23 protein-coding genes are annotated in these 18,587 nt (G+C 51.4%); 12 read left to right on the top strand and 11 right to left on the bottom strand.

From position 1 onward, the window contains the following. Positions 1-50: 50 nt before the first annotated feature. The gene (locus AKG35_RS12980; RefSeq protein ID WP_328284555.1) at positions 51-215 is read left to right on the top strand and encodes a hypothetical protein; all 165 of its coding nucleotides are present in this window, start codon (positions 51-53) and stop codon (positions 213-215) included. Between the two features lie 248 nt (positions 216-463). Here the strand turns inward: AKG35_RS12980 and AKG35_RS13225 are convergent, their stop codons facing one another. Beyond that, on the bottom strand, positions 464-676 hold the full coding sequence (locus tag AKG35_RS13225; protein ID WP_041384559.1) for a hypothetical protein: 213 nt from the start codon (positions 674-676) through the stop codon (positions 464-466). 408 nt (positions 677-1,084) lie between these two features. Beyond that, positions 1,085-1,870: a TIGR01548 family HAD-type hydrolase gene (locus AKG35_RS07765; protein ID WP_011130823.1), complete on the bottom strand. Its 786-nt coding sequence runs from the start codon at positions 1,868-1,870 to the stop codon at positions 1,085-1,087. 65 nt (positions 1,871-1,935) lie between these two features. On the opposite strand from AKG35_RS07765, the gene AKG35_RS07760 reads away from it, so the two are divergent. Further along, a complete protein-coding gene (locus AKG35_RS07760) occupies positions 1,936-2,460 on the top strand; it encodes a 30S ribosomal protein PSRP-3 (RefSeq protein ID WP_011130822.1) in 525 nt (174 codons plus the stop codon). A 103-nt stretch (positions 2,461-2,563) separates the two neighbouring features. Here the strand turns inward: AKG35_RS07760 and AKG35_RS07755 are convergent, their stop codons facing one another. From AKG35_RS07755 to atpD, 3 genes are all read right to left on the bottom strand, one after another. Then, positions 2,564-3,235 (bottom strand): transaldolase family protein, encoded by a 672-nt coding sequence (locus tag AKG35_RS07755; protein WP_011130821.1) that lies wholly within the window; start codon positions 3,233-3,235, stop codon positions 2,564-2,566. A 33-nt stretch (positions 3,236-3,268) separates the two neighbouring features. After that, entirely contained in the window at positions 3,269-3,670 is a 402-nt protein-coding gene (gene atpC, locus AKG35_RS07750; protein ID WP_011130820.1) for an ATP synthase F1 subunit epsilon, read from the bottom strand. A gap of 84 nt (positions 3,671-3,754) precedes the next feature. Continuing rightward, positions 3,755-5,221 carry a F0F1 ATP synthase subunit beta gene (gene atpD, locus AKG35_RS07745; RefSeq protein ID WP_011130819.1) on the bottom strand — a complete coding sequence of 489 codons (1,467 nt, stop codon included), beginning with the start codon at positions 5,219-5,221 and terminating at the stop codon, positions 3,755-3,757. 228 nt (positions 5,222-5,449) lie between these two features. On the opposite strand from atpD, the gene groES reads away from it, so the two are divergent. Both groES and groL read left to right on the top strand, forming a co-directional pair. Then, a complete protein-coding gene (gene groES / locus AKG35_RS07740) occupies positions 5,450-5,761 on the top strand; it encodes a co-chaperone GroES (protein ID WP_011130818.1) in 312 nt (103 codons plus the stop codon). Between the two features lie 81 nt (positions 5,762-5,842). Further along, positions 5,843-7,477 (top strand): chaperonin GroEL, encoded by a 1,635-nt coding sequence (groL, locus tag AKG35_RS07735; RefSeq protein ID WP_011130817.1) that lies wholly within the window; start codon positions 5,843-5,845, stop codon positions 7,475-7,477. Positions 7,478-7,683: 206 nt separating this feature from the next. Here the strand turns inward: groL and AKG35_RS07730 are convergent, their stop codons facing one another. From AKG35_RS07730 to gpmI, 4 genes are all read right to left on the bottom strand, one after another. After that, on the bottom strand, positions 7,684-8,184 hold the full coding sequence (locus AKG35_RS07730) for a hypothetical protein (protein WP_011130816.1): 501 nt from the start codon (positions 8,182-8,184) through the stop codon (positions 7,684-7,686). A gap of 99 nt (positions 8,185-8,283) precedes the next feature. Beyond that, positions 8,284-8,574, bottom strand: coding sequence for a hypothetical protein (locus AKG35_RS07725; RefSeq protein WP_041384555.1), 291 nt, complete (start codon positions 8,572-8,574; stop codon positions 8,284-8,286). A 739-nt stretch (positions 8,575-9,313) separates the two neighbouring features. After that, positions 9,314-9,544 carry a preprotein translocase subunit SecG gene (secG, locus tag AKG35_RS07720; protein WP_011130815.1) on the bottom strand — a complete coding sequence of 77 codons (231 nt, stop codon included), beginning with the start codon at positions 9,542-9,544 and terminating at the stop codon, positions 9,314-9,316. A 57-nt stretch (positions 9,545-9,601) separates the two neighbouring features. After that, positions 9,602-11,224, bottom strand: coding sequence for a 2,3-bisphosphoglycerate-independent phosphoglycerate mutase (gene gpmI, locus AKG35_RS07715; RefSeq protein ID WP_011130814.1), 1,623 nt, complete (start codon positions 11,222-11,224; stop codon positions 9,602-9,604). 163 nt (positions 11,225-11,387) lie between these two features. On the opposite strand from gpmI, the gene pyrR reads away from it, so the two are divergent. After that, complete coding sequence (pyrR, locus tag AKG35_RS07710) at positions 11,388-11,939, top strand: bifunctional pyr operon transcriptional regulator/uracil phosphoribosyltransferase PyrR (RefSeq protein WP_011130813.1); 552 nt, start codon at positions 11,388-11,390, stop codon at positions 11,937-11,939. A 130-nt stretch (positions 11,940-12,069) separates the two neighbouring features. On the opposite strand, the gene AKG35_RS07705 is transcribed toward pyrR, so the two are convergent. Beyond that, positions 12,070-13,695 carry an Hsp70 family protein gene (locus AKG35_RS07705; RefSeq protein WP_011130812.1) on the bottom strand — a complete coding sequence of 542 codons (1,626 nt, stop codon included), beginning with the start codon at positions 13,693-13,695 and terminating at the stop codon, positions 12,070-12,072. 40 nt (positions 13,696-13,735) lie between these two features. Here AKG35_RS07705 and AKG35_RS07700 point away from each other — a divergent pair, with 40 nt between their 5' ends. The 4 genes from AKG35_RS07700 to AKG35_RS07685 all read left to right on the top strand — a co-directional run bounded on the left by AKG35_RS07700 (position 13,736) and on the right by AKG35_RS07685 (position 15,297). Then, positions 13,736-14,020 carry a hypothetical protein gene (locus AKG35_RS07700; protein WP_041384554.1) on the top strand — a complete coding sequence of 95 codons (285 nt, stop codon included), beginning with the start codon at positions 13,736-13,738 and terminating at the stop codon, positions 14,018-14,020. Positions 14,021-14,068: 48 nt separating this feature from the next. Further along, positions 14,069-14,296 (top strand): DNA-directed RNA polymerase subunit omega, encoded by a 228-nt coding sequence (locus tag AKG35_RS07695; protein WP_011130810.1) that lies wholly within the window; start codon positions 14,069-14,071, stop codon positions 14,294-14,296. Between the two features lie 4 nt (positions 14,297-14,300). After that, positions 14,301-14,678 carry a DUF1818 family protein gene (locus AKG35_RS07690; protein WP_011130809.1) on the top strand — a complete coding sequence of 126 codons (378 nt, stop codon included), beginning with the start codon at positions 14,301-14,303 and terminating at the stop codon, positions 14,676-14,678. Between the two features lie 364 nt (positions 14,679-15,042). Beyond that, entirely contained in the window at positions 15,043-15,297 is a 255-nt protein-coding gene (locus tag AKG35_RS07685) for a DUF2811 domain-containing protein (RefSeq protein WP_052646236.1), read from the top strand. 152 nt (positions 15,298-15,449) lie between these two features. On the opposite strand, the gene AKG35_RS07680 is transcribed toward AKG35_RS07685, so the two are convergent. Further along, positions 15,450-15,926 carry an EVE domain-containing protein gene (locus AKG35_RS07680; protein ID WP_011130807.1) on the bottom strand — a complete coding sequence of 159 codons (477 nt, stop codon included), beginning with the start codon at positions 15,924-15,926 and terminating at the stop codon, positions 15,450-15,452. Positions 15,927-16,083: 157 nt separating this feature from the next. Here AKG35_RS07680 and AKG35_RS07675 point away from each other — a divergent pair, with 157 nt between their 5' ends. The 3 genes from AKG35_RS07675 (at position 16,084) to AKG35_RS07665 (ending at position 18,427) form a co-directional block, all read left to right on the top strand. Further along, positions 16,084-16,719, top strand: a complete 636-nt coding sequence (locus tag AKG35_RS07675) for a 2OG-Fe(II) oxygenase (protein WP_041384552.1) — start codon at positions 16,084-16,086, stop codon at positions 16,717-16,719. A gap of 65 nt (positions 16,720-16,784) precedes the next feature. Further along, entirely contained in the window at positions 16,785-17,708 is a 924-nt protein-coding gene (locus tag AKG35_RS07670) for an AEC family transporter (protein WP_011130805.1), read from the top strand. Between the two features lie 446 nt (positions 17,709-18,154). Continuing rightward, a complete protein-coding gene (locus tag AKG35_RS07665) occupies positions 18,155-18,427 on the top strand; it encodes a small RNA NsiR4-regulated ssr1528 family protein (protein ID WP_041385153.1) in 273 nt (90 codons plus the stop codon). Positions 18,428-18,587: the final 160 nt, after the last annotated feature.

Raw genomic sequence — 18,587 nt, 5'->3', positions numbered from 1 at the left:
GCAGAACTATTAATTACCAGCAATATCTTCAAATTATTTTTTTAACCTTAGTGCAGAGTTTCGTTCGTTTGTCCTTATCTCTTGCTGGTGCTGCTGTTCTAGCCCTTCCTAACTCTTCGATCCAACCAGTAGCCGCTCAAGAAAAAGAAGAGGGCAATGCAGCAGATCTGGGCGTGATGGAGATCAATCTCAAAGATGCTTTGAAGTTCAGCTAGGGTTTTCAAGGTGCACTGCAACTAGCAGGAACATTGGGTCCAGAGTGAGCGCAAACAAAAGTTGGCATTAGCAACAAACACTGATAAGTACAACTGCTCAGTCAATATGGGTAAGGATATTTATTGGATCATTAAAAATAAGAGGCTATCGGCGAGAATGCCAGAATGGTCTTCTGTAGAAGATTTAGGGATCTCGATTAATAAACTAAACTATAGCGAAGCGCCTTTTACTTGGAAGGAGTAGAGATTTAAAAACGACCCTCTAGTGGTATGCAAAGAGTGCACACGCACATCATTCCTTGAACATGAGGATTTTCCATATTCGCAATAGTGCCCAGCTGATTCTCATTTAAGTTTTTATGTGCCTTAAGTTTGGCAAGATTCGCTTTATGGCCAGTGCCGCCATTGATTTGCCTTAATAAGGCTTGCGAAAGAGGTTGACCTAGAAGATTGGTAGACATGGTGTTTAAGTTTTTGTGAGGAGGCTTCTCCTCTTGACGACTTCACTATCTTTCTAATCAAAATCCTAGATGATGATCGTTCTCAAGTGTTGCTGTGACATTGATCACTCCTCTAGGGAATGAATCCAGCTCAAGTCTTTGTAGCGTCTTCAGGTAACTTTGTTGGTGTTTATTCGGTTGTGTTCACATCGAACGCAAATTTCTGCTTGGTTTTATTGAGCACTGCCAATAAGATATTTAGGCATTAGAGCTAAGCCCTTTAGCAATCAATAACTGACGGCTGTTGCACCTGAGCGTGATGTTCAAACTGCAGCCAGACGGCAGTAAGCGTTTGGCTCGAGCCATGGGCTGATGGCATCAGCTCTCAAGCATTAGCCATGCTTCCAACCAAATCCCTGAGCAGCATGTTTACCAGTTTTTGAGGGTCTCGATCGCATCGGTTGTGCAGCTCAGAATGTGATCGGCGCCGGCCTGCTTCAGTCGATCTTCATAGGCGTTGCGTGCTTCTTGTTGCTCGATCCCATGTAAATGGGGTGGCGCGACTGCCAAGCTCATCCATTGCTGCTCGGGTTGTTGCTGGCGGGCATTGATCACTGTGCGCACATCGGCCACCGTGTCGCCTAGGTAGGCGACTGTTGGAACGCCTTGACCCAATCTCCTACCAGCAAGTTGGCTGGCTAGTTGAAGCAGGCCAGTGGGATCTGGTTTATCAGGTGCTTCGCCCATGGCGATCAAGGTTGGATGCTTGAGCCCCAAGCGTTGTTCCAATACAAAGCGGGCAGAAGGAGGCTCAGCACCGCTAACAAACCCCCAGGCGAAGCCGAGCGAACTTAGCTCCTCAAAGAATCTGTGATTCACCAGCAGTGGCTCATTGCGGATAAAGCCCTGCCAATTGCTGGGGTCGCCATTGGGATCACCGCCAAAATAAAAACGACTAAACACCTCTATGAGCTGCTCGCGGCTCGGTAGCTCTAGGGCTTGGTTACGGCTTTTCTGATCACGTCTGAGGAGCTCCAGGCTGGCGTCCCAGTCGTTATTCCAGATGCCTTCTGTTTTGAGTGCGTCGATCTCAGCGACGCTGGGCCGCCAGCCGCTGTAATGGTGCACTGTTTCCTGGATGGCACGGCGGTAGCTGGCTGCTACATCGCGGATCACGCCGTCGATGTCAAACAGCAGCAGGCCTTGCAGGTTCAGTGGATAGAGAGTGTTGAGCGACTGTTAGGTTAGTTGTTTGTTCAGATTCCTTGAGCGCAGAGAGCATGACGGTTTCCGAAGGCGCTGCCGCTGATCAAGAGGTCGCGAGCACGGCCGCTGCGGTGGCTGAGGCACATCCACAGGCCACGACGGAGGTCGTTGAGGATCAGGCGCAACCCAAGGAGGAGCCCAAGGAAGGCCGACCTGTGATGCGTGGTGGCAGTGCTGCTCTAGCGACTGCAACGATCGATGCTGATGGTGTGCCTTCTGGATATACCCCAAAGGCCGATGAAGGTCGTTTCTTGCTGAAGATTCTGTGGCTGCCAGACAACGTTGCTCTGGCTGTTGATCAAATCGTTGGCGGTGGCCCCAGCCCTCTTACGGCTTACTTTTTCTGGCCTCGCGAAGATGCATGGGAAACACTGAAAGGTGAGCTAGAAGGAAAGAGCTGGATCACCGATAACGAGCGCGTTGAGGTGCTCAATAAGGCCACGGAAGTGATCAACTACTGGCAGGAAGAGGGCAAGGGTAAGAATCTCGAAGAAGCCAAGCTCAAGTTCCCAGATGTCACCTTTTGCGGTACGGCTTAATCAAGCCAGCCGAACGAATTAATTCTGCAGACCGGCTCCGCCTTTAAGGCGGAGTTTTTTAATGGGGAAACTGAAGCGGAGGCTGCATGGGCGAGCGTGTAGTTCAGGCTCCAGAGCATGCGTCTTGCTCAAACGCAGCAGCAGCATCCAAGGTGGCCTTAACCTCAAACAGCTCCTCAGCCAGCTCAGCACTGATCGTGAAGGTGTCGATTCCTGCTGCCGCCAAATGGCTGAGATCACGACGACTGCGCAAACTAGCCACCAGGAGTTTGCAGCTACTGCCAACTCCTTCTAGGGCTCGTTGCATTGCTATCAATTCGGTGTAGCCATCACGGCCTTGATCGTTAATCCGTCCGAGGTAGGGGGCGATGTGTTGAGCACCCAAGGCTGCAGCGATCAAGACCTGGGGAGCTTCAAAACAGGCCGTGAATGTGATGGGGATTTCTGCTGCGATCAGGGTGCTGGCTGCTTGGCTTCCTGCTTGGGTAATCGGCAGTTTGACGTGAATAGTGAGAGCTGGTGTCGTCAATTGGGCCAAGGCAGCGCCGCATTCTGCTAGCTCGATGGCATGCTTTCCCCATGCTTGAAGATGCAGCTCTAAACAACCCAGTCGTTCGGCGGCAGCAGCCAAGCTCTTGAGATGATCAAGTTGGCAGGGTTGTTGGGCTCGTCTCAGTAGTGTTGGGTTGGTTGTGATGCCAGCAAAAAGACCTGTGGGAAGCCATGCTTCCCATTTGCTTGGGTCTGCGCTGTCGAGTAAGAGCTGCAGCGTCAACTCAATGTCCTCAGCAGCTGCCTATGGATTTGCTTATTTAGTGGCTTGAACTCGTGCTCGGGCGCGATTGAAGTTCTGTTGTGCCTTTATTTTTTCGGTTGAGGGTTCCTGGCCTTCCATTTGGCTCACTTTGGCCTTGGCTTGTTCCAGCTCTGCTTCAGCAGTTGTTGCATCAATGCTCTTGCCGAGTTCGGCACCATTCACCAACACTGTGACATCGTCTGCTTCAACTTCGGCGAATCCACCCATCAGGGCAATGGAGTTCCAGGCCCCATTGGCTCGAACCCTCATCACACCGATATCCAGGGCCGTGACAAGCGATATGTGGCCTGGCAAGATGCCAATCAGGCCTGTGGTGCTAGGAAGAATCACCTCTTCAGCAGTGCCGTCGAACACACTCTGGTCAGGTGCCAGAACGCGGAGGGTGAGAGACATGGTTCGGAGGCTTGGGTTTGACGTGGAGAAACTGAATGGGGATGAAAGTGATTAGCGGGGAGATGTCTCACTCCCCGCTGGGCTTCAACCCTTTGCTTCTGAAGCCATCTTCTCGGCCTTAGCTTTGACCTCGTCGATGTTGCCAACCAGGTAGAAGGCTTGCTCAGGGAGATGGTCTAGTTCACCGGACATGATCATATTGAAGCCGGCGATGGTTTCTTCCAGCTTGACGTACTTGCCGGACATGCCGGTAAAAATCTCGGCGACAAAGAAAGGCTGGGAAAGGAACTTCTCAATCTTGCGGGCTCGATCTACTGTGCGGCGATCATCTTCTGAGAGTTCGTCGAGACCAAGGATGGCAATGATGTCTTGCAGTTCCTTGTAGCGCTGGAGTGTGGCCTGCACGCTTCGTGCTGTGCGGTAATGCTCATCACCAACAACTGATGGCTGAAGCATGGTGCTGGTGGAATCCAAAGGATCCACAGCTGGGTAAATGCCCTTGGCGGCCAATGCACGAGCCAGCACAGTTGTGGCGTCTAAGTGGGCAAATGTTGTGGCTGGTGCGGGGTCGGTGAGGTCATCAGCGGGAACGTAGACGGCCTGAATCGAGGTAATCGATCCCTCTAGGGTTGATGTGATGCGCTCTTGAAGTGCACCAACGTCGGTGCCAAGGGTGGGCTGGTAACCCACGGCGGAAGGCATGCGACCCAACAAAGCAGAAACTTCTGATCCGGCTTGCACAAAACGGAAGATGTTGTCGATGAACAGCAGCACGTCTTGCTTGTTCACGTCGCGGAAGTGCTCAGCCATGGTGAGAGCTGAAAGCCCAACGCGCATCCGGGCGCCAGGGGGCTCATTCATCTGCCCGAAGCAAAGAGCTACCTTCGACTTCGATAGGTCGTCGGAGTTGATCACTCCGGATTCTTTGAATTCCTCGTAGAGGTCGTTGCCTTCACGAGTGCGCTCGCCCACACCACCAAAGACAGACACACCACCGTGTTCTTTGGCGATGTTATTGATCAGCTCCTGAATCAGCACGGTCTTGCCAACACCGGCACCACCGAAGAGGCCAACCTTGCCGCCTTGACGGTAAGGAGCCAGGAGATCAATCACCTTGATGCCAGTTTCAAAAACTGTTGGTTTGGTCTCTAGCTCAGTGAGTTTTGGTGATGGTCTGTGAATCGGGGCAGTTGCATCGGTTGTAACAGGACCCTGCTCATCAACTGGTTCGCCGAGCACGTTGAAGATCCTGCCCAGAGTGGCTTCACCAACGGGCACGGAAATTGCAGCGCCGGTGTCGAGGGCTTCCATGCCACGAACCAGACCATCCGTGCTGCTCATGGAGACCGCACGCACTCGATGGTCGCCGAGGAGTTGCTGCACTTCGGCAGTGATGGCAACATCCTGACCGGATGGGTTCTTGCCCTCAATGCGAAGGGCATTGAGGATCTTGGGCAGCTTGCCGGCAGGGAATTCCACATCCAGAACCGGGCCAATCACCTGACGAATGACGCCCTTGGTGCCGGCGGTGGCGGTAGCTGCAGCGGCCATAAGAAAATAGAGTTTTGCAAGGGGTTGCGTGTCTAACGCATTCCCTTTCAGAGCGGCGCAACATTACCACTGCATGGCGAGATCTTCTCAGGGTTCGGTGACCCGCACAGGTATCCACTAGTCGGCACAGCATCAACACACATAGGGTTGGCACTCAATGGCCACGAGTGCTACTCCAGGTCGTTATGTGGTGCTTCGGCGCCCTGTTCTTGCTCTTTCAATACACCCATGGCAGCTGTTTCTCTCAGCGTCTCCACCGTTAAGCCTCTCGGAGATCGCGTTTTTGTGAAAGTCTCTGAATCAGAGGAGAAAACTGCGGGCGGCATCCTTTTGCCTGATACCGCCAAGGAAAAGCCCCAGGTGGGCGAGGTGGTTCAAGTTGGCCCTGGAAAGCGCAATGACGATGGCTCCCGCCAGGCCCCCGAAGTGGGAGTTGGTGACAAGGTTCTTTACAGCAAGTACGCAGGTACAGACATCAAGCTCAGCACAGATGAGTACGTGCTGTTGTCCGAGAAGGACATCCTTGCTGTCGTCAACTGAGCTTTGCGGCTGACTCTGACTTTCAGCTGCCACCGGCTTTCAACTGACCAAATCCATCATTTTTAAAGGACAACGCCTCCCATGGCTAAGCGCATTATTTACAACGAGCAAGCTCGACGTGCCCTTGAGCGCGGCATTGACATCCTGGCCGAATCCGTGGCCGTCACACTGGGGCCCAAAGGCCGCAATGTGGTGCTTGAGAAAAAGTTTGGTGCACCCCAAATCATCAACGATGGCGTCACCATCGCTAAAGAGATTGAGCTTGAAGATCACATTGAGAACACTGGTGTTGCTCTGATCCGTCAGGCAGCTTCGAAGACCAATGACGCTGCAGGTGATGGCACGACAACAGCCACTGTTTTGGCCCATGCCATGGTGAAGGCCGGCTTGCGCAATGTGGCGGCTGGTGCCAATGCAATCTCCTTGAAAAAGGGGATCGACAAGGCTTCCGACTTCCTCGTGAGCAAGATTGAGGAGCTCGCCAAGCCGATCAGTGACAGCAACGCCATCGCTCAGTGTGGAACCATTGCTGCCGGCAACGACGAGGAAGTGGGTCAGATGATTGCTGACGCCATGGACAAAGTTGGCAAGGAAGGTGTGATCTCTCTTGAAGAGGGCAAGTCGATGACCACTGAACTGGAGGTCACCGAGGGGATGCGTTTCGATAAGGGCTACATCTCCCCTTACTTCGCTACTGACACTGAGCGGATGGAGGCTGTGCTGGATGAGCCCTACATTCTCCTCACTGACAAGAAGATTGGCTTGGTACAGGATCTGGTGCCTGTGCTCGAACAGATTGCCCGCACTGGCAAGCCCCTGCTGATCATTGCTGAGGACATTGAGAAGGAAGCTCTCGCAACCTTGGTGGTCAATCGTCTTCGTGGTGTGCTGAATGTGGCTGCCGTGAAGGCGCCTGGGTTTGGTGATCGCCGTAAGGCCATGCTCGAAGACATGGCAGTGCTGACCAATGGTCAGTTGATCACCGAAGACGCCGGTCTTAAATTGGACAATGCCAAGCTGGAAATGCTTGGTACAGCGCGCCGTGTGACCATCAATAAGGACACCACAACGATCGTTGCCGAAGGCAATGAGACGGCGGTGAAAGGGCGTTGCGAGCAGATCAAAAAGCAGATGGACGAGACTGACTCGACCTACGACAAGGAGAAGCTGCAGGAACGACTTGCCAAGCTGGCCGGTGGCGTTGCTGTTGTGAAGGTTGGTGCTGCCACCGAAACCGAGATGAAGGACAAGAAGCTCCGTCTTGAAGACGCCATCAACGCCACCAAGGCAGCAGTTGAGGAAGGCATCGTCCCAGGTGGCGGCACCACACTGACTCACCTCGCTTCTGATCTGCAGAAGTGGGCTAATAGCAACCTCAGCGGTGAGGAGCTGATTGGTTCCAACATTGTGGAAGCTTCCCTGGCTGCTCCCTTGATGCGCATTGCTGAGAATGCAGGCGCCAATGGTGCTGTCGTGGCCGAGAACGTCAAGAGCAGGCCTATCAGTGACGGCTATAACGCTGCTACTGGGGATTACATCGACATGCTTGCTGCAGGCATTGTTGACCCTGCCAAAGTCACCCGTTCTGGTTTGCAGAATGCGGCCTCGATTGCTGGCATGGTGCTGACCACTGAGTGCATCGTTGCTGATTTGCCCGAGAAGAAGGAGGCAGCTCCTGCAGGCGGTGGCGGCATGGGTGGTGACTTCGACTACTGATCAAAGCCGGGACTCTTCGGAGTCCCACAAGTCACATGTCATCAAGAACAGATCAAAAGCACCCTTCTGGGTGCTTTTTTTCGATATGAAGGACAATCACTGGTAGCAACTATGAGCGAGTTGTGCTGATCAATAGGCATGATCATTGCTGCCTTGATGCTTGCATTGCAAGCATCAATTTGAAGCTAAATTTACTCTAGATATGTTCATGATATCGCTTTCCTTAATGCATAGACAGCGGCACCAGTGCGTTCGTAAATGTGCGCTTTTGGGCGCTTCATTTCGATGCAATATGGATTAGTAAAGATCGCAAATAGTATGCGTGCAAATCTAAATAAATTCTTCTTTGTTGATGTTTTGCTTGCGTCTTCCTGTTTGACCAGCAACAGTATCTCTTCGGTAATAATTTTGTGGTCGGCAAATGCTTTCAGCATCTTTTCTTTCTCTGAACTGTTGATCGTATCTAGGATGACCCTTAGGCCTCTGATTGAGTCTCGGTCACCTCTTGTAATCTCCCTGGTAATACTTTGATAGAGATTCTCCCATTTGTATGGCTCTTCTTTAAATAGATATGCAGCCCGATTGCTTGAGCTTGCCTTTGACAATCTCGCCTTTTCATCTTCTTCATTTTGTTGTGATTTCCAGTAATCATATAAAGGAGAAGCCTTCTCTATGATTGTTGCAAGTTCTTTTCCTTTGGGAGGCATTTGCTTTTCAGGGTAAATGATTTTTTATGGAGCACTGATTTTTGGCAAGAATGCCACTGAATGGGTTGGCAGCCTCTCGCTGAGCTGCAGACTGGCTAATTATTTGACGCTTTGATGGTCAATACCTGTTTCTTTCTCATAGGCAATGACTAGGTCGACCAATTCTTTCTTGAGTAATCCTTTTAGCTTATCATTTGACTCCTTGGCGGGAACTATTTGCTTTTCATCCGTTTGTGTGTCTTTCGTTACCCCAGCATTAAGCAGAGAGACAAGCCTTTTCAATGAGTCAAAAATAATAAAAGTAATCCTGATAAGAAGTAAGATGATTGTATCGGTTGTGATCTTTTCTTCTGGCGCCTTTGATGTTTTCTCCTCTGGTGCCTTTGCCATTTTGGGTTTCCGATAAATGTCTTGTCGATAAGAAATCAGTAGAGCAAGTCGCCATTGCCGACGCTTTGATTATAGCTTGAATCCCATTTGTGGCATAGTCTTTAGCCTCTTGATTTTAGCAAAGGAGTTTTGACTTGCTTTTGGGTGCCAGAAGCTTTGATGCTTGATTTTTTCATCCCTTCGCTTTGTTGTTGTATTCATTGTAAGCCGCAGAAGCGTATTGTAATTCTTCTTCTATGCATCAGAGATCCTCTCTTTATTGTTTTTGCCGCTTATCGTATACAACATAGCTTGATGTTTTATTTGAGCCATCTGTGCTTGCTTGATCATCACTAAAATTGCTTTGTTGGCTCAGTGATGAGATTCTTGTTGTGCTCAAGATCACCTTTGCATTGCTACTGCTGCTTTAGGTCAGAGCATGTTGTTGATCGATGACAATTGCCTATTTTGAATAATAACTTAAGGCAGGCAATCTTTTGAATAAACTATGTCTATGCTAAATCGCGGTGAGTTTGGATAGGCCTGCTTCCCTTCCTGTCGCCATCCTCAAATTTCTTTTTTGCTTTGAGGTGTATTCCACTAGCTTCCTTACTTCTGAGTTATGCAGGAGGGGTTAAGTTGTAGTTTGGCATGCAAAAACATGGTGATGAGTTCGATCTCGATTGGCGAGGTTAATCACATGTTTGTTCAATCCTTTTGGTAATGATCTTGCTTGCCTACGGAGGAATCAAAGCTCAGCTCAAGTGAGCCAGCCAGCGCTAAGGATCACTGCAAGAGTGAGGAAGATGGCTAGGCATGTCCAGGTGATCCTGTCCAAGGTTGCCTCGGCGCTGCTGGTGCTTGTGAAACTGGAGCTGCCGCTAGCGGATATCCCTCCCATGCCACCACCCTTGGGGCTATGCAACAGGACCAACAACATCAAGAGAACGCCAGAAGCGACCCAGACCCAGGAGAGAACAGAGATAATCATGGCCTCAGTCTAGGGATGTGTTGATCATGCTCTGACTTCGGCTCGCGATCGTTCGCCTCAAACGGGTTGAGGGAGTCGTGCAGAGGGCGTTGGTGAATCAATGGCTTGAATCAACGATAAGCCTGACATGGCATCGGGCTTAGGTAAATCAAGCAGTTGCAGCAGCGTAGGTGCGATGTCAGCCAGGCCACCACCTTCACGCAGCTGGATGTCATTGCCGTAGCCAGCCAGCTTGCGTTTCTCTCCTTCTACCAAGATCACAGGTACGGGATTCGTGGTGTGAGCCGTCCAAGCCTGACCATCTGAACCTTGCATCAGTTCGGCATTGCCATGGTCTGCCGTGATCAACAGAGTGCCGCCCATTCGTCCGGTCGAATCCAGCAAGCGGCCGATGCAGCGGTCCACGGTGCTGATGGCTTCCTGAGCGGCTCCCATCACACCGGTGTGCCCAACCATATCTGGATTGGCGTAGTTGATGACGACCAGTGAATACACACCACTCTCAATCGCGTTCACACAACTCTCGGTCAGCGTGTCAGCAGCCATCGCTGGAGCCAGGTCGTAGGTAGCCACGCGGGGGGATGGCACAAGATGACGCTCCTCGCCTGCTAGTGGCTGTTCGATGCCACCATTCATGAAATATGTGACGTGGGGATACTTCTCTGTTTCTGCGGTGCGGTATTGGCGTAGGCCGTGTTCAGAGACCACCTGACCGAGCAGATCGTCGAGTGATTCGGCAGGGAATGCTACTCCTACAGGGAGATCGTGTTCGTACTGGGTGAAGGTAACGACATCGAGGCTGGGCTGATTGGCTCGAGGGAAACCATCGAAGTCTGGAAGAGTGAGGGCTTGCACCAATTGCCTGGCGCGGTCAGGACGGAAGTTGAACATCACGAGGCCATCCCCGTCTTTGAAGTAGTTATTGCTAAGACGTGTGGGTTCTAGGAATTCGTCGGTGGTTCCGTTGGCATAACTTGCGCTAAGAACGTCTTCGGCAGTGACTCTGCTGATCGATTGATTTGGGTCGGTGAGTACCTCATAGGCCCTGATCGTGCGCTCCCAGCGGTGGTCACGGTCCATGGCCCAATAGCGGCCGCAGAGGCTGGCTAACTCACCTACTCCACTGGCGTTGATGGCGTCTTCGATTTGGTGTAGGTATTTGCTTGCACTTTGAATCGGGGTGTCTCGTCCATCGGTGATGAGATGCACTGCCACTTTGTTGAGCCCAGCGGCGGCAGCCCAGTGCAAAAGACCGCAGAGATGGTTGATATGGCTATGGACTCCGCCATCGGAGCAGAGTCCCAACAGGTGAAGCGTGCCGTCAGACTTGCGCAACCGTTCGGCTAGGGCAATCAGGGCAGGAGTTTGCCCCAGCCTTCCGGCTTGTACGGTTTCACTGATGCGAACGAGTTCCTGACGGATCACCCGGCCAGCACCGATGGTGAGATGACCGACCTCAGAGTTGCCCATCTGGTTGTCTGGCAGCCCGACAGCGGCACCACTGGCTTCGATCAGGGTGTGGGGGTAGGCATGCCATAGGGCATCCATGATTGGAGTCTCAGCACTACGGATGGAGTTGTGCTCAACTTCCTCACGATGTCCCCAGCCATCAAGGATCGCCAGCACTACAGGTGCAACTCGGCTGAAATGCCTTGAATTTCCGGAACTGCTGCTGGGCATGTTCACACGGGGCTATTGCTTATTAAGGACTTCTCCAGATTGAAGTTACTTCCTCCTTTGGTCTTGGTCTGCATTTGTGCTGACTTCCGTCAGCTTTTACGCATTGATTGATGTTGGAGGCAAGAGAAGATCGGCATAAACTCACGTCTTAATCGTCACGACCATGATCGACAAAGGTAGTGATGAACGGGTTGAGATCCTCTCTGAACAGGAGCTCGGTCGCACCCTTTCGCGCCTTGCTTCTCAAGTACTCGAGTCTGTTGCTGATAGCCGGGAGCTTTTGTTCCTGGGAATTCCTACGCGAGGGGTGCATCTGTCTCGTGTCTTGGCCAAAGAGTTGGAACCCATTGCTGGCCATAGCATTGATCAGGGAAGTTTGGACCCCACCTTTCATCGTGATGATCTGGGTCGAGTCGGTACTCGGATGGTGCAACCCACCGATCTCCCCAACAGCGTTGAGGGGCGAGAGGTTGTGTTGGTGGATGATGTGATTTTTACCGGACGCACAGTGCGCGCTGCTCTTGAAGCTCTTCAGGCCTGGGGCAGGCCTCAGCGGGTGATGCTGTTGGTGATGGTGGATCGCGGGCATCGGGAAGTGCCGATTCAACCAGATTTCTGTGGTCGCAAAGTTCCGACTCGTCGCACGGAAAGCATCGAATTGCGCCTCTCTGATGTGGATGGAGAAGAGGGTGTTTACTTGCGCCAGTTGCCTTGATGAGGACAACACGCTGAGCTGGTGAACTTTGTGTTCATGCATCTGCGTTGTTCGTCTTGATGACAGAGGCCAGTTCAGCCCATGGTCGTCTTGCCTTTGGATTGCGTTGAGGTTGGCGTGGATGAATCAGTTACTGCACGGTGCCAAGCTTTTGCTTGCCTAGCCGCTCACCACTGCGTAGATCTAGCCCCTCCATCTGCAGCTGGGCATCGTCATCGATGGAGAATTGCAACCTCAGGCAGTCTTGCCCCGGCTGACCGGGTGGTTGTAGTGCAAGCGAAGCTGAAGGGCAGGTTCCTGGCCAGGGATGTAGTTTGCGCTCTGCTGGCTTTGATTGCAGGGTTGGCATTCCATCGATGTAGATGACCTCATGGCTCTCGTTGATGTCTGGCTCAGCAAGCACCACCTCTAGCTCCAGTTGATCGATCCGGCTGGCGGCCAGCACAAGCTCAAGGGGGGCGGTTGTTGGCCAGGGCTGACCAGCGAGGAACAGCGGATGCCAATGATGTTGGCCACCTCGCTGATCCCAGCAGCGCAGAGAGACTCCGCGGTGCAGTACATCCTGAACTTTGACCCCCGGTGTGAGTTGCAGGGCTCCAACAGCAACGGCCTCTATGGGGGGAGGCGTGAGGAGTGGGGCTGGTTGTGTTTGCTGCTGCAACCAACTGCGAACGAGGGGGATTTGTGCGCCGCCGCCGACGGCTACGACCCCCTGTAGGTCTTTGAGTTCGCAACCATTGCCACGCCCCCTTGCCAGGGTTTCATTGAGCAGGCTGGCCAGGCTGTTAAGCAAGCCTCTGGCGATGAGCAGCTCTTCCAGCTCCCTGCGGCAGAGACGTAGAGGCAGGACTTCATTGCCTTCTGAATCGGCGGCAATCTCCAGCTGGGTGGCCTCAGCGCGAAGATCCACCTGGCTAAGGCGGCATTTGAGCCTCTCTGCAGCATTGAGGAGTGTTTCTGAGAGCGGAACGTCGGGATAAAGATGATTGGCAATCCAATGATCGAGGTCCCGTCCACCCAACTTCAGTCCAGCCTTGCCAAGCACGCGTGCGCAGCGCAGGGCTTGTTTGCTGCTGTCCTCAAGATCTTGGCCAGCAAATCGAAGTAATTGGGCGATTGGAGCCGCCCGTCCTTCACCACCTTCGAGGGCCACGAGGGATAGATCAATGGTGCTGCCACCGATGTCCATCACCAACAGCTTGGAGCCTGGGGGTAGGCCGGCACCCATGGCAGCAGCGGTGGGTTCATCAACCAGGGCGATCTCTTCAACCGGCAGTGTTGTGCAGACCTGATTCAGCCAGGTTCTATAGGCGCGATAGCTCTCCACTGGCGCAGTGAGCACAAGACGTCGCACCTCGATATGGGGAGGGAGTCGGCGCCAGATCTGCTGCAGCAAGATTTCTCCGGCCTGTTCTGGCGAGAGGCAAGAGCCATCGCTTTTGCTTGGATGAGGTGCACCGATCCAGCGCTTGAAGTCTCTGCTCAAGCTTGTGTGACCCTGCCCCACCAGGCCTGCTTCGTCCACTTGCTGCCCCACTAGAGGGTTGGGGTCATTGCCTTGGCCGGCCCAGATCAAACTTGGGACTTCTCCTGGGCGACGGCTGATTGGTGGGAGATCGAGGAGTTGAGGGCTGGCAGCACGTTCAGCCTGGAAGGCCACAACCGTGGTGGTGTTCCCAAGGTCAATGGCAAGGGTGCCAACTTGTTGGAAAACCTGAAGCTTTTCTTCGCCCTCTGGGGGCATGTCCATGGCCATGGCCAGGTTGTAGTCATTACTAGGCTAAGAGACAATGACGATGGATCGGTTGCAGCGCTTGGTGCTCTCTTTTTATCGAGAGGACCCTTGCATTGAGGTAGAGCTCGAACCGCTGCTCGATTGCCGCATGACCCGCAGTTGGGGGAGCATCCGGATTGAGTGTGTGGATGCAGAGCACTTGGAGGAAGTCAGCGCCTTGCTGAGCCATCTGAGGCTTCCCTTGGCGGCCTTGGGACTTGGCAGGCAGATTGTTTTGCGGGTGCCGGGTTCTTTACAACGGAGCTATCCCATGCATGTGCCCTTTCACAGTGATCTATTGGCCTAATGCTGAGCAGCGCTCGCCTACAGTGACCTTGATAGATAAGAAGTTTCTGTGATCACATCGGGAGTGGAACCCAAAGACCTTGCCAAGCGTGGGGAGAGTCTCATCCGTCAGTCGAGCAACCGCTACCTCACTACGGTTCGAATTGCGTTTCGGGCGAAGCAGCGCCGTTTCGATGATTTTGATGGCCTTTTGGAGGAATCGAGTGTGAAGCCGGTTCAGCGAGCCATCGTTGAACTAAGCGACGAGCAGGACCAACCGGATCTGCTGCCTGGCTGAGGTGATGATTCAACAGGAGGGCCCTGGCTGGCGACTTGCCAGGGACCCTGCTAGGAAAGCCTTCCCAGTGTTGATTGGAGGGGAAGGCTGGGCTATCGAGCTCACTCAAGATGAGTGGCAGTGTTTGCAGTCTCTGGTTGTTGAACTCACTGATCAACATCAGCAGCTTGTTGATCAGCTGCTGGCAGAGGAATCTGTCTGCCTGGAGATGGAACGTCAGCCGTGGTGGGCTTGTCTGGATGGTGATCGTCACAGCTGGAGCTTGCAGGTGATTTTGCAGGGCGATGGCGAGAAGGCCCGTGGCGCTGAAGGATGTTGGTCGGTACCTGCTGCGCAAGCGATGGCCACTGCGATGAGAACCACCTGGGACTTTGATCAATGATTAGAGAGGCTGATCGATAGCGGGATCATTGATCTTTCCCCGAGCTTGCACAAGGTAATTCACAGTTTTTCCACAGCTTGCAGGTTCGAATCGCCCTCTCGGCTCAAGCATGTGGAAAAAGGTCTGTTTAGATGCTTGCCCCCTTGACGTGGATCGTTCTTGCTTCCCATCGAGACTGCATGCTGACAACCTTGCTGAGGAAGGCTGTCAGGGCGTTGTTCTCGCCATGAGATTGATTGAGATGAGGTCTTTGGGTAGGTCTTGACGGGAGTGGTTCAGGTGTGGAGAACTGGTGTCGTGTTCTGGAGCCAAGATGCACTTGAGGGATGTCCAAGAGATCGCAGAAGAAACTGTGAGACAACCGATGGTGCAAGCTCAGAAGGTGCAATCCCAGGAGGTTGTGCAGGATGGCGTGGTCAGCTTCCAGGCCGAACTGCCTCTGCCTCTGCAAGAGGCCATGGCAGGCTTTATCGAGACATGTCCCAATTGGGATCAGTATCGGTTGATCAAAGCAGCTTTGGCTGGCTTCCTTGTGCAGAACGGGGTGGATTCAAGAGAGATCACCCGTCTTTACGTGGCCAACATGTTTCGCAGCGATTCTCTGATGCAGGGATTTTGAATGCTGCTGCTGGCTTATTCGTTAGTGGCAGCAGGGTGCGCCTTACTTGGCTGAAGCGTCGTTAGTTTGGTTGTGGTTCGAGCACCAGATATGTTCTTGGTATCTGGTCTGACGACAAGAGCAGCTCTTTAGTGATTGGTTTTTAGGAAGGCTTAGTGAAGTGGTCCAAGCCATTGCAGCAGATCATTGGCAGTGCTTTTGGGAATCGGCAAGATTGAGAGGCGATTGCCCTTGCGAAGCACTGGTAGTTGCTCAGCGCTGTATTTGTCCCGCAGACTTTCTAGAGTTAGGAGTTCGCTAAAGCGTCCGAGATAATGCAGTCGCACGCAATCCCAGCGCGGCTTGTCTGGTGATGACTTCGGGTCGTAGTACTTGGCTTTTGGATCAAATTGTGTGGGGTCCACCAGGCCGGTTTCAATGACCTCCATGAGCCCTACGATTCCAGGAGGCTTGCAGTTTGAGTGATAAAAGAATGCCTTGTCTCCTATGAGCATCGAACGCATAAAATTGCGTGCTTGGTAGTTGCGAATCCCATCCCAGAGGGTGCTGCCTTCTTTTTGGAGGTGGTCGATGCCGTAGGCATCGGGCTCGCTTTTCATCAACCAGTAGTTAGGGTCTTGTTTTGCCATGGGATCTCAAAAGAAAGTGGTGGTTTGGATAAAGTTTTGCTAGCCCCCTTCCTCGGGGTCTTATTCGTTATGAACCTTTCTAGCTAATCGAGCTATAGAGGCATTCCTTTGAAAAGGTAATTAACTTGATGCCAATCCCTATTGAAAATCTGTGTCTTTGGATCTGATTGCTTGCTATCGCAACACTGGTTTCGAGGCTGTTGCTGATGGGGTGATGTCATTCTTTGATCGGCGCCTTGATCTTCAACATAGTGGAGTCGCATTCGGCAATAACTCATCTTCATCCGAGGCAGAACCAGCCAAAGTGTCAACCGATATCAGCCTTGTTGCAATTGATCGCTCAGATCCAGAGGCATGTGCTCTTGCAGATGTGATTGTTCGAGGTGTTACTGCTGCTCTCGATCAATATCTTAAGGATCGTCCGTTATTTAGAGACTGCTCTCCAGAACAGTCTCTGTTTGTTATTCCGATTTTTAATATCCAACGTTATGGTCCTGGGGAAGGTTTCAAACGCTGGCATTGTGATTGGACTATCAGCGATGAGGCAACAGAGCCTGTTCATAGAATGCTTGCTTGGATCCTTTATTGCAATGATCTTGATTCGGCTGGTACTGAGTTTTATTGGCAGCAACATCATGAACCTGCAGAGCGAGGAAAGCTAGTTATTTTCCCTGCAGGCCCATCTCATATTCATCGTGGCCGAGTGAATCATAAAAGCACTAAAACGATTGCTACAGGATGGATTAATGCAGGCAGTAGAGACTCTTATCTTTCACGTTTGACAGCCTCTTGAAACTTTGGTTCAAAAGCAAATTCTCAGCCCAAGACTCATAAATTTTTTTACACTGAGTTCGTTAAATGTTGATTCTGCGACTCTTTAGTGAATTGTTGCCTTTGCTGGCACTCGGCTATTTGATTGGTCGCTTTAAGGCAGAACTTGCATCTCAAATAGCGTCACCTCTTATCAACTTTGGTATACCAGTAAGCCTGATGGGTCTTCTGCTCAAGAGTGGGATGGATTGGCGCCTTTTTGAGGCCCTTGCGATGTCATTTCTTGCGATTGGATTGCTGATAGTTGTCATTAGAACTTTTCCGAAAATCAGAACTATTATTGGTAATCGAAGTTTGCTTTTGGGTAGTGTCTTTGGGAATTCAGGCCATTTAGGGATTCCTGTTTCATTGGCTCTTCTGCCAAGTCAAGCACTCAGTTTTAGTATTGGTTATGACCTTGCCTCCACGTTACTTGTATGGAGTTTAGGACCCATACTTTTCGCAAACTCCTCATCCGAATTGAAGGGCAGAGCTGCTTGGACTAATCTTTTAGGTGTTCTGACTAGTAGTCCTGCGGCGAAGGGATTGGTTGGGGCGTTTTTTGTTCAGTTGACTCCATGGAATGATCAAATCACCTCTGCTCTTTGGGCCCCATCCAGAATTGTGATTGTTCTAGCTCTAATGATTGTTGGGATCCGTTTGGGCTCTTTTGGGTCTGTTAATAATCAAGGAATTAGAAACTTGTTCTCAATATTTGGGCCTAGCTTGCTTATAAAGTTGATGTTTCTTCCTGCCTTAATGTTGACTCTTGCCAAGGCTTTTGGCTTGTCAACTTTGATGTCTAATGCCCTTGTCTTGCAGGCGGCTACACCCACAGCTATCTCTGTTTTGTTGTTAGCGGAAGCAAGTGGTCAAGAGCAACACGTTGCGGCTTCTTTAGTGGCTTGGAGTACTTTGATTTCATTGGCGACAATCCCTATTTGCTATTTAGTTCTTCAATCGATTAATTGATTCAAGAATTGAAGTTATTCTCAAAAAATTATAGAGGCGACTTCTTGTTAATGAATTGCCTGATCTGGCTAACGATTTTTGATTCCCTAAGTATCTTGGCTCTCTTTCAACAGGAAGTTTTCACTGCTTACTCGTTGCTGGTCTGCCTTGTGTTGGCCATGGTTGAGATTTTAGGACTTGATAGTAGTGCTGCTGCTAAGCTGTATTTTGAAAGCATTTCTCGATGAGTTTTAGAGAATGCTAATTGTGGTAGCAGTGATAAGCCCTGGGTCTACAGCTTATCAACAATGAGTTTACATCAACGATGTTAAGTTGTCTCAGCAACTGCAGTGCTTGAGTAGAGCGGGAATGAGACATACCCATCTGGGCTTTTACTTGCTAAGTTCTTCGCGCTTGCAAGTTCTAAGCGCACTATGATGAGCGCGAGCAGTCTGCAAATCTTACCGATGGATTTTTCTGGTCCGGGTGCAATTGATCAAGCGATTGAGGCAGGGATAGATCTTGATGGCAGCCCCATTCCTGTGGAGATGCTCAAACTCTACAAGGAAGTCATGGATCAAGAAGGTGCGAGAAAGAGAAGTGGTGTTAAGAAGTCAATGCGTAATCGAATTGTCCGTTCAGGAGCCAAGCATTTCGATCAAGAGACCCTCAATCAACGTCTTATCGCCGCTGGATGGGAAGGCTTGAAGTCAAAGGAGATTGAGTTTTTCTTTGGCTGATTGAGACTGCATAAGTGCGATATCTTTGATAAACCATTTGTCGCTCGTTAACCTTTTGCTAGCTACCTCTAGGCCGAGAGTTGTTATCAAATAGACACTTGTATACGTCAATAGATTTTGATTTGACTATTGCTCTAGACGTTGGTGTGATTAAATTGAT

The sequence above is a fragment of the Prochlorococcus marinus str. MIT 9313 genome, from assembly GCF_000011485.1.
Taxonomy (GTDB): Bacteria; Cyanobacteriota; Cyanobacteriia; order PCC-6307; family Cyanobiaceae; genus Prochlorococcus; species Prochlorococcus marinus_D.
This window is presented reverse-complemented; position numbering and strand designations above follow the sequence as displayed.

Coding starts and splice junctions, on each gene's coding strand:
- AKG35_RS13225 (WP_041384559.1), bottom strand. CDS start 676: ATGTCTACCAATCTTCTAGGTCAACCTCTTTCGCAAGCCTTATTAAGG.
- AKG35_RS07665 (WP_041385153.1), top strand. CDS start 18,155: ATGGATTTTTCTGGTCCGGGTGCAATTGATCAAGCGATTGAGGCAGGG.
- AKG35_RS07760 (WP_011130822.1), top strand. CDS start 1,936: ATGACGGTTTCCGAAGGCGCTGCCGCTGATCAAGAGGTCGCGAGCACG.
- AKG35_RS07700 (WP_041384554.1), top strand. CDS start 13,736: ATGGATCGGTTGCAGCGCTTGGTGCTCTCTTTTTATCGAGAGGACCCT.
- AKG35_RS07685 (WP_052646236.1), top strand. CDS start 15,043: ATGGTGCAAGCTCAGAAGGTGCAATCCCAGGAGGTTGTGCAGGATGGC.
- AKG35_RS07690 (WP_011130809.1), top strand. CDS start 14,301: ATGATTCAACAGGAGGGCCCTGGCTGGCGACTTGCCAGGGACCCTGCT.
- secG (WP_011130815.1), bottom strand. CDS start 9,544: ATGATTATCTCTGTTCTCTCCTGGGTCTGGGTCGCTTCTGGCGTTCTC.
- atpC (WP_011130820.1), bottom strand. CDS start 3,670: ATGTCTCTCACCCTCCGCGTTCTGGCACCTGACCAGAGTGTGTTCGAC.
- AKG35_RS07680 (WP_011130807.1), bottom strand. CDS start 15,926: ATGGCAAAACAAGACCCTAACTACTGGTTGATGAAAAGCGAGCCCGAT.
- pyrR (WP_011130813.1), top strand. CDS start 11,388: ATGATCGACAAAGGTAGTGATGAACGGGTTGAGATCCTCTCTGAACAG.
- AKG35_RS07705 (WP_011130812.1), bottom strand. CDS start 13,695: ATGGCCATGGACATGCCCCCAGAGGGCGAAGAAAAGCTTCAGGTTTTC.
- gpmI (WP_011130814.1), bottom strand. CDS start 11,224: ATGCCCAGCAGCAGTTCCGGAAATTCAAGGCATTTCAGCCGAGTTGCA.
- atpD (WP_011130819.1), bottom strand. CDS start 5,221: ATGGCCGCTGCAGCTACCGCCACCGCCGGCACCAAGGGCGTCATTCGT.
- groES (WP_011130818.1), top strand. CDS start 5,450: ATGGCAGCTGTTTCTCTCAGCGTCTCCACCGTTAAGCCTCTCGGAGAT.
- AKG35_RS07725 (WP_041384555.1), bottom strand. CDS start 8,574: ATGGCAAAGGCACCAGAGGAGAAAACATCAAAGGCGCCAGAAGAAAAG.
- AKG35_RS07670 (WP_011130805.1), top strand. CDS start 16,785: ATGTTGATTCTGCGACTCTTTAGTGAATTGTTGCCTTTGCTGGCACTC.
- AKG35_RS07730 (WP_011130816.1), bottom strand. CDS start 8,184: ATGCCTCCCAAAGGAAAAGAACTTGCAACAATCATAGAGAAGGCTTCT.
- groL (WP_011130817.1), top strand. CDS start 5,843: ATGGCTAAGCGCATTATTTACAACGAGCAAGCTCGACGTGCCCTTGAG.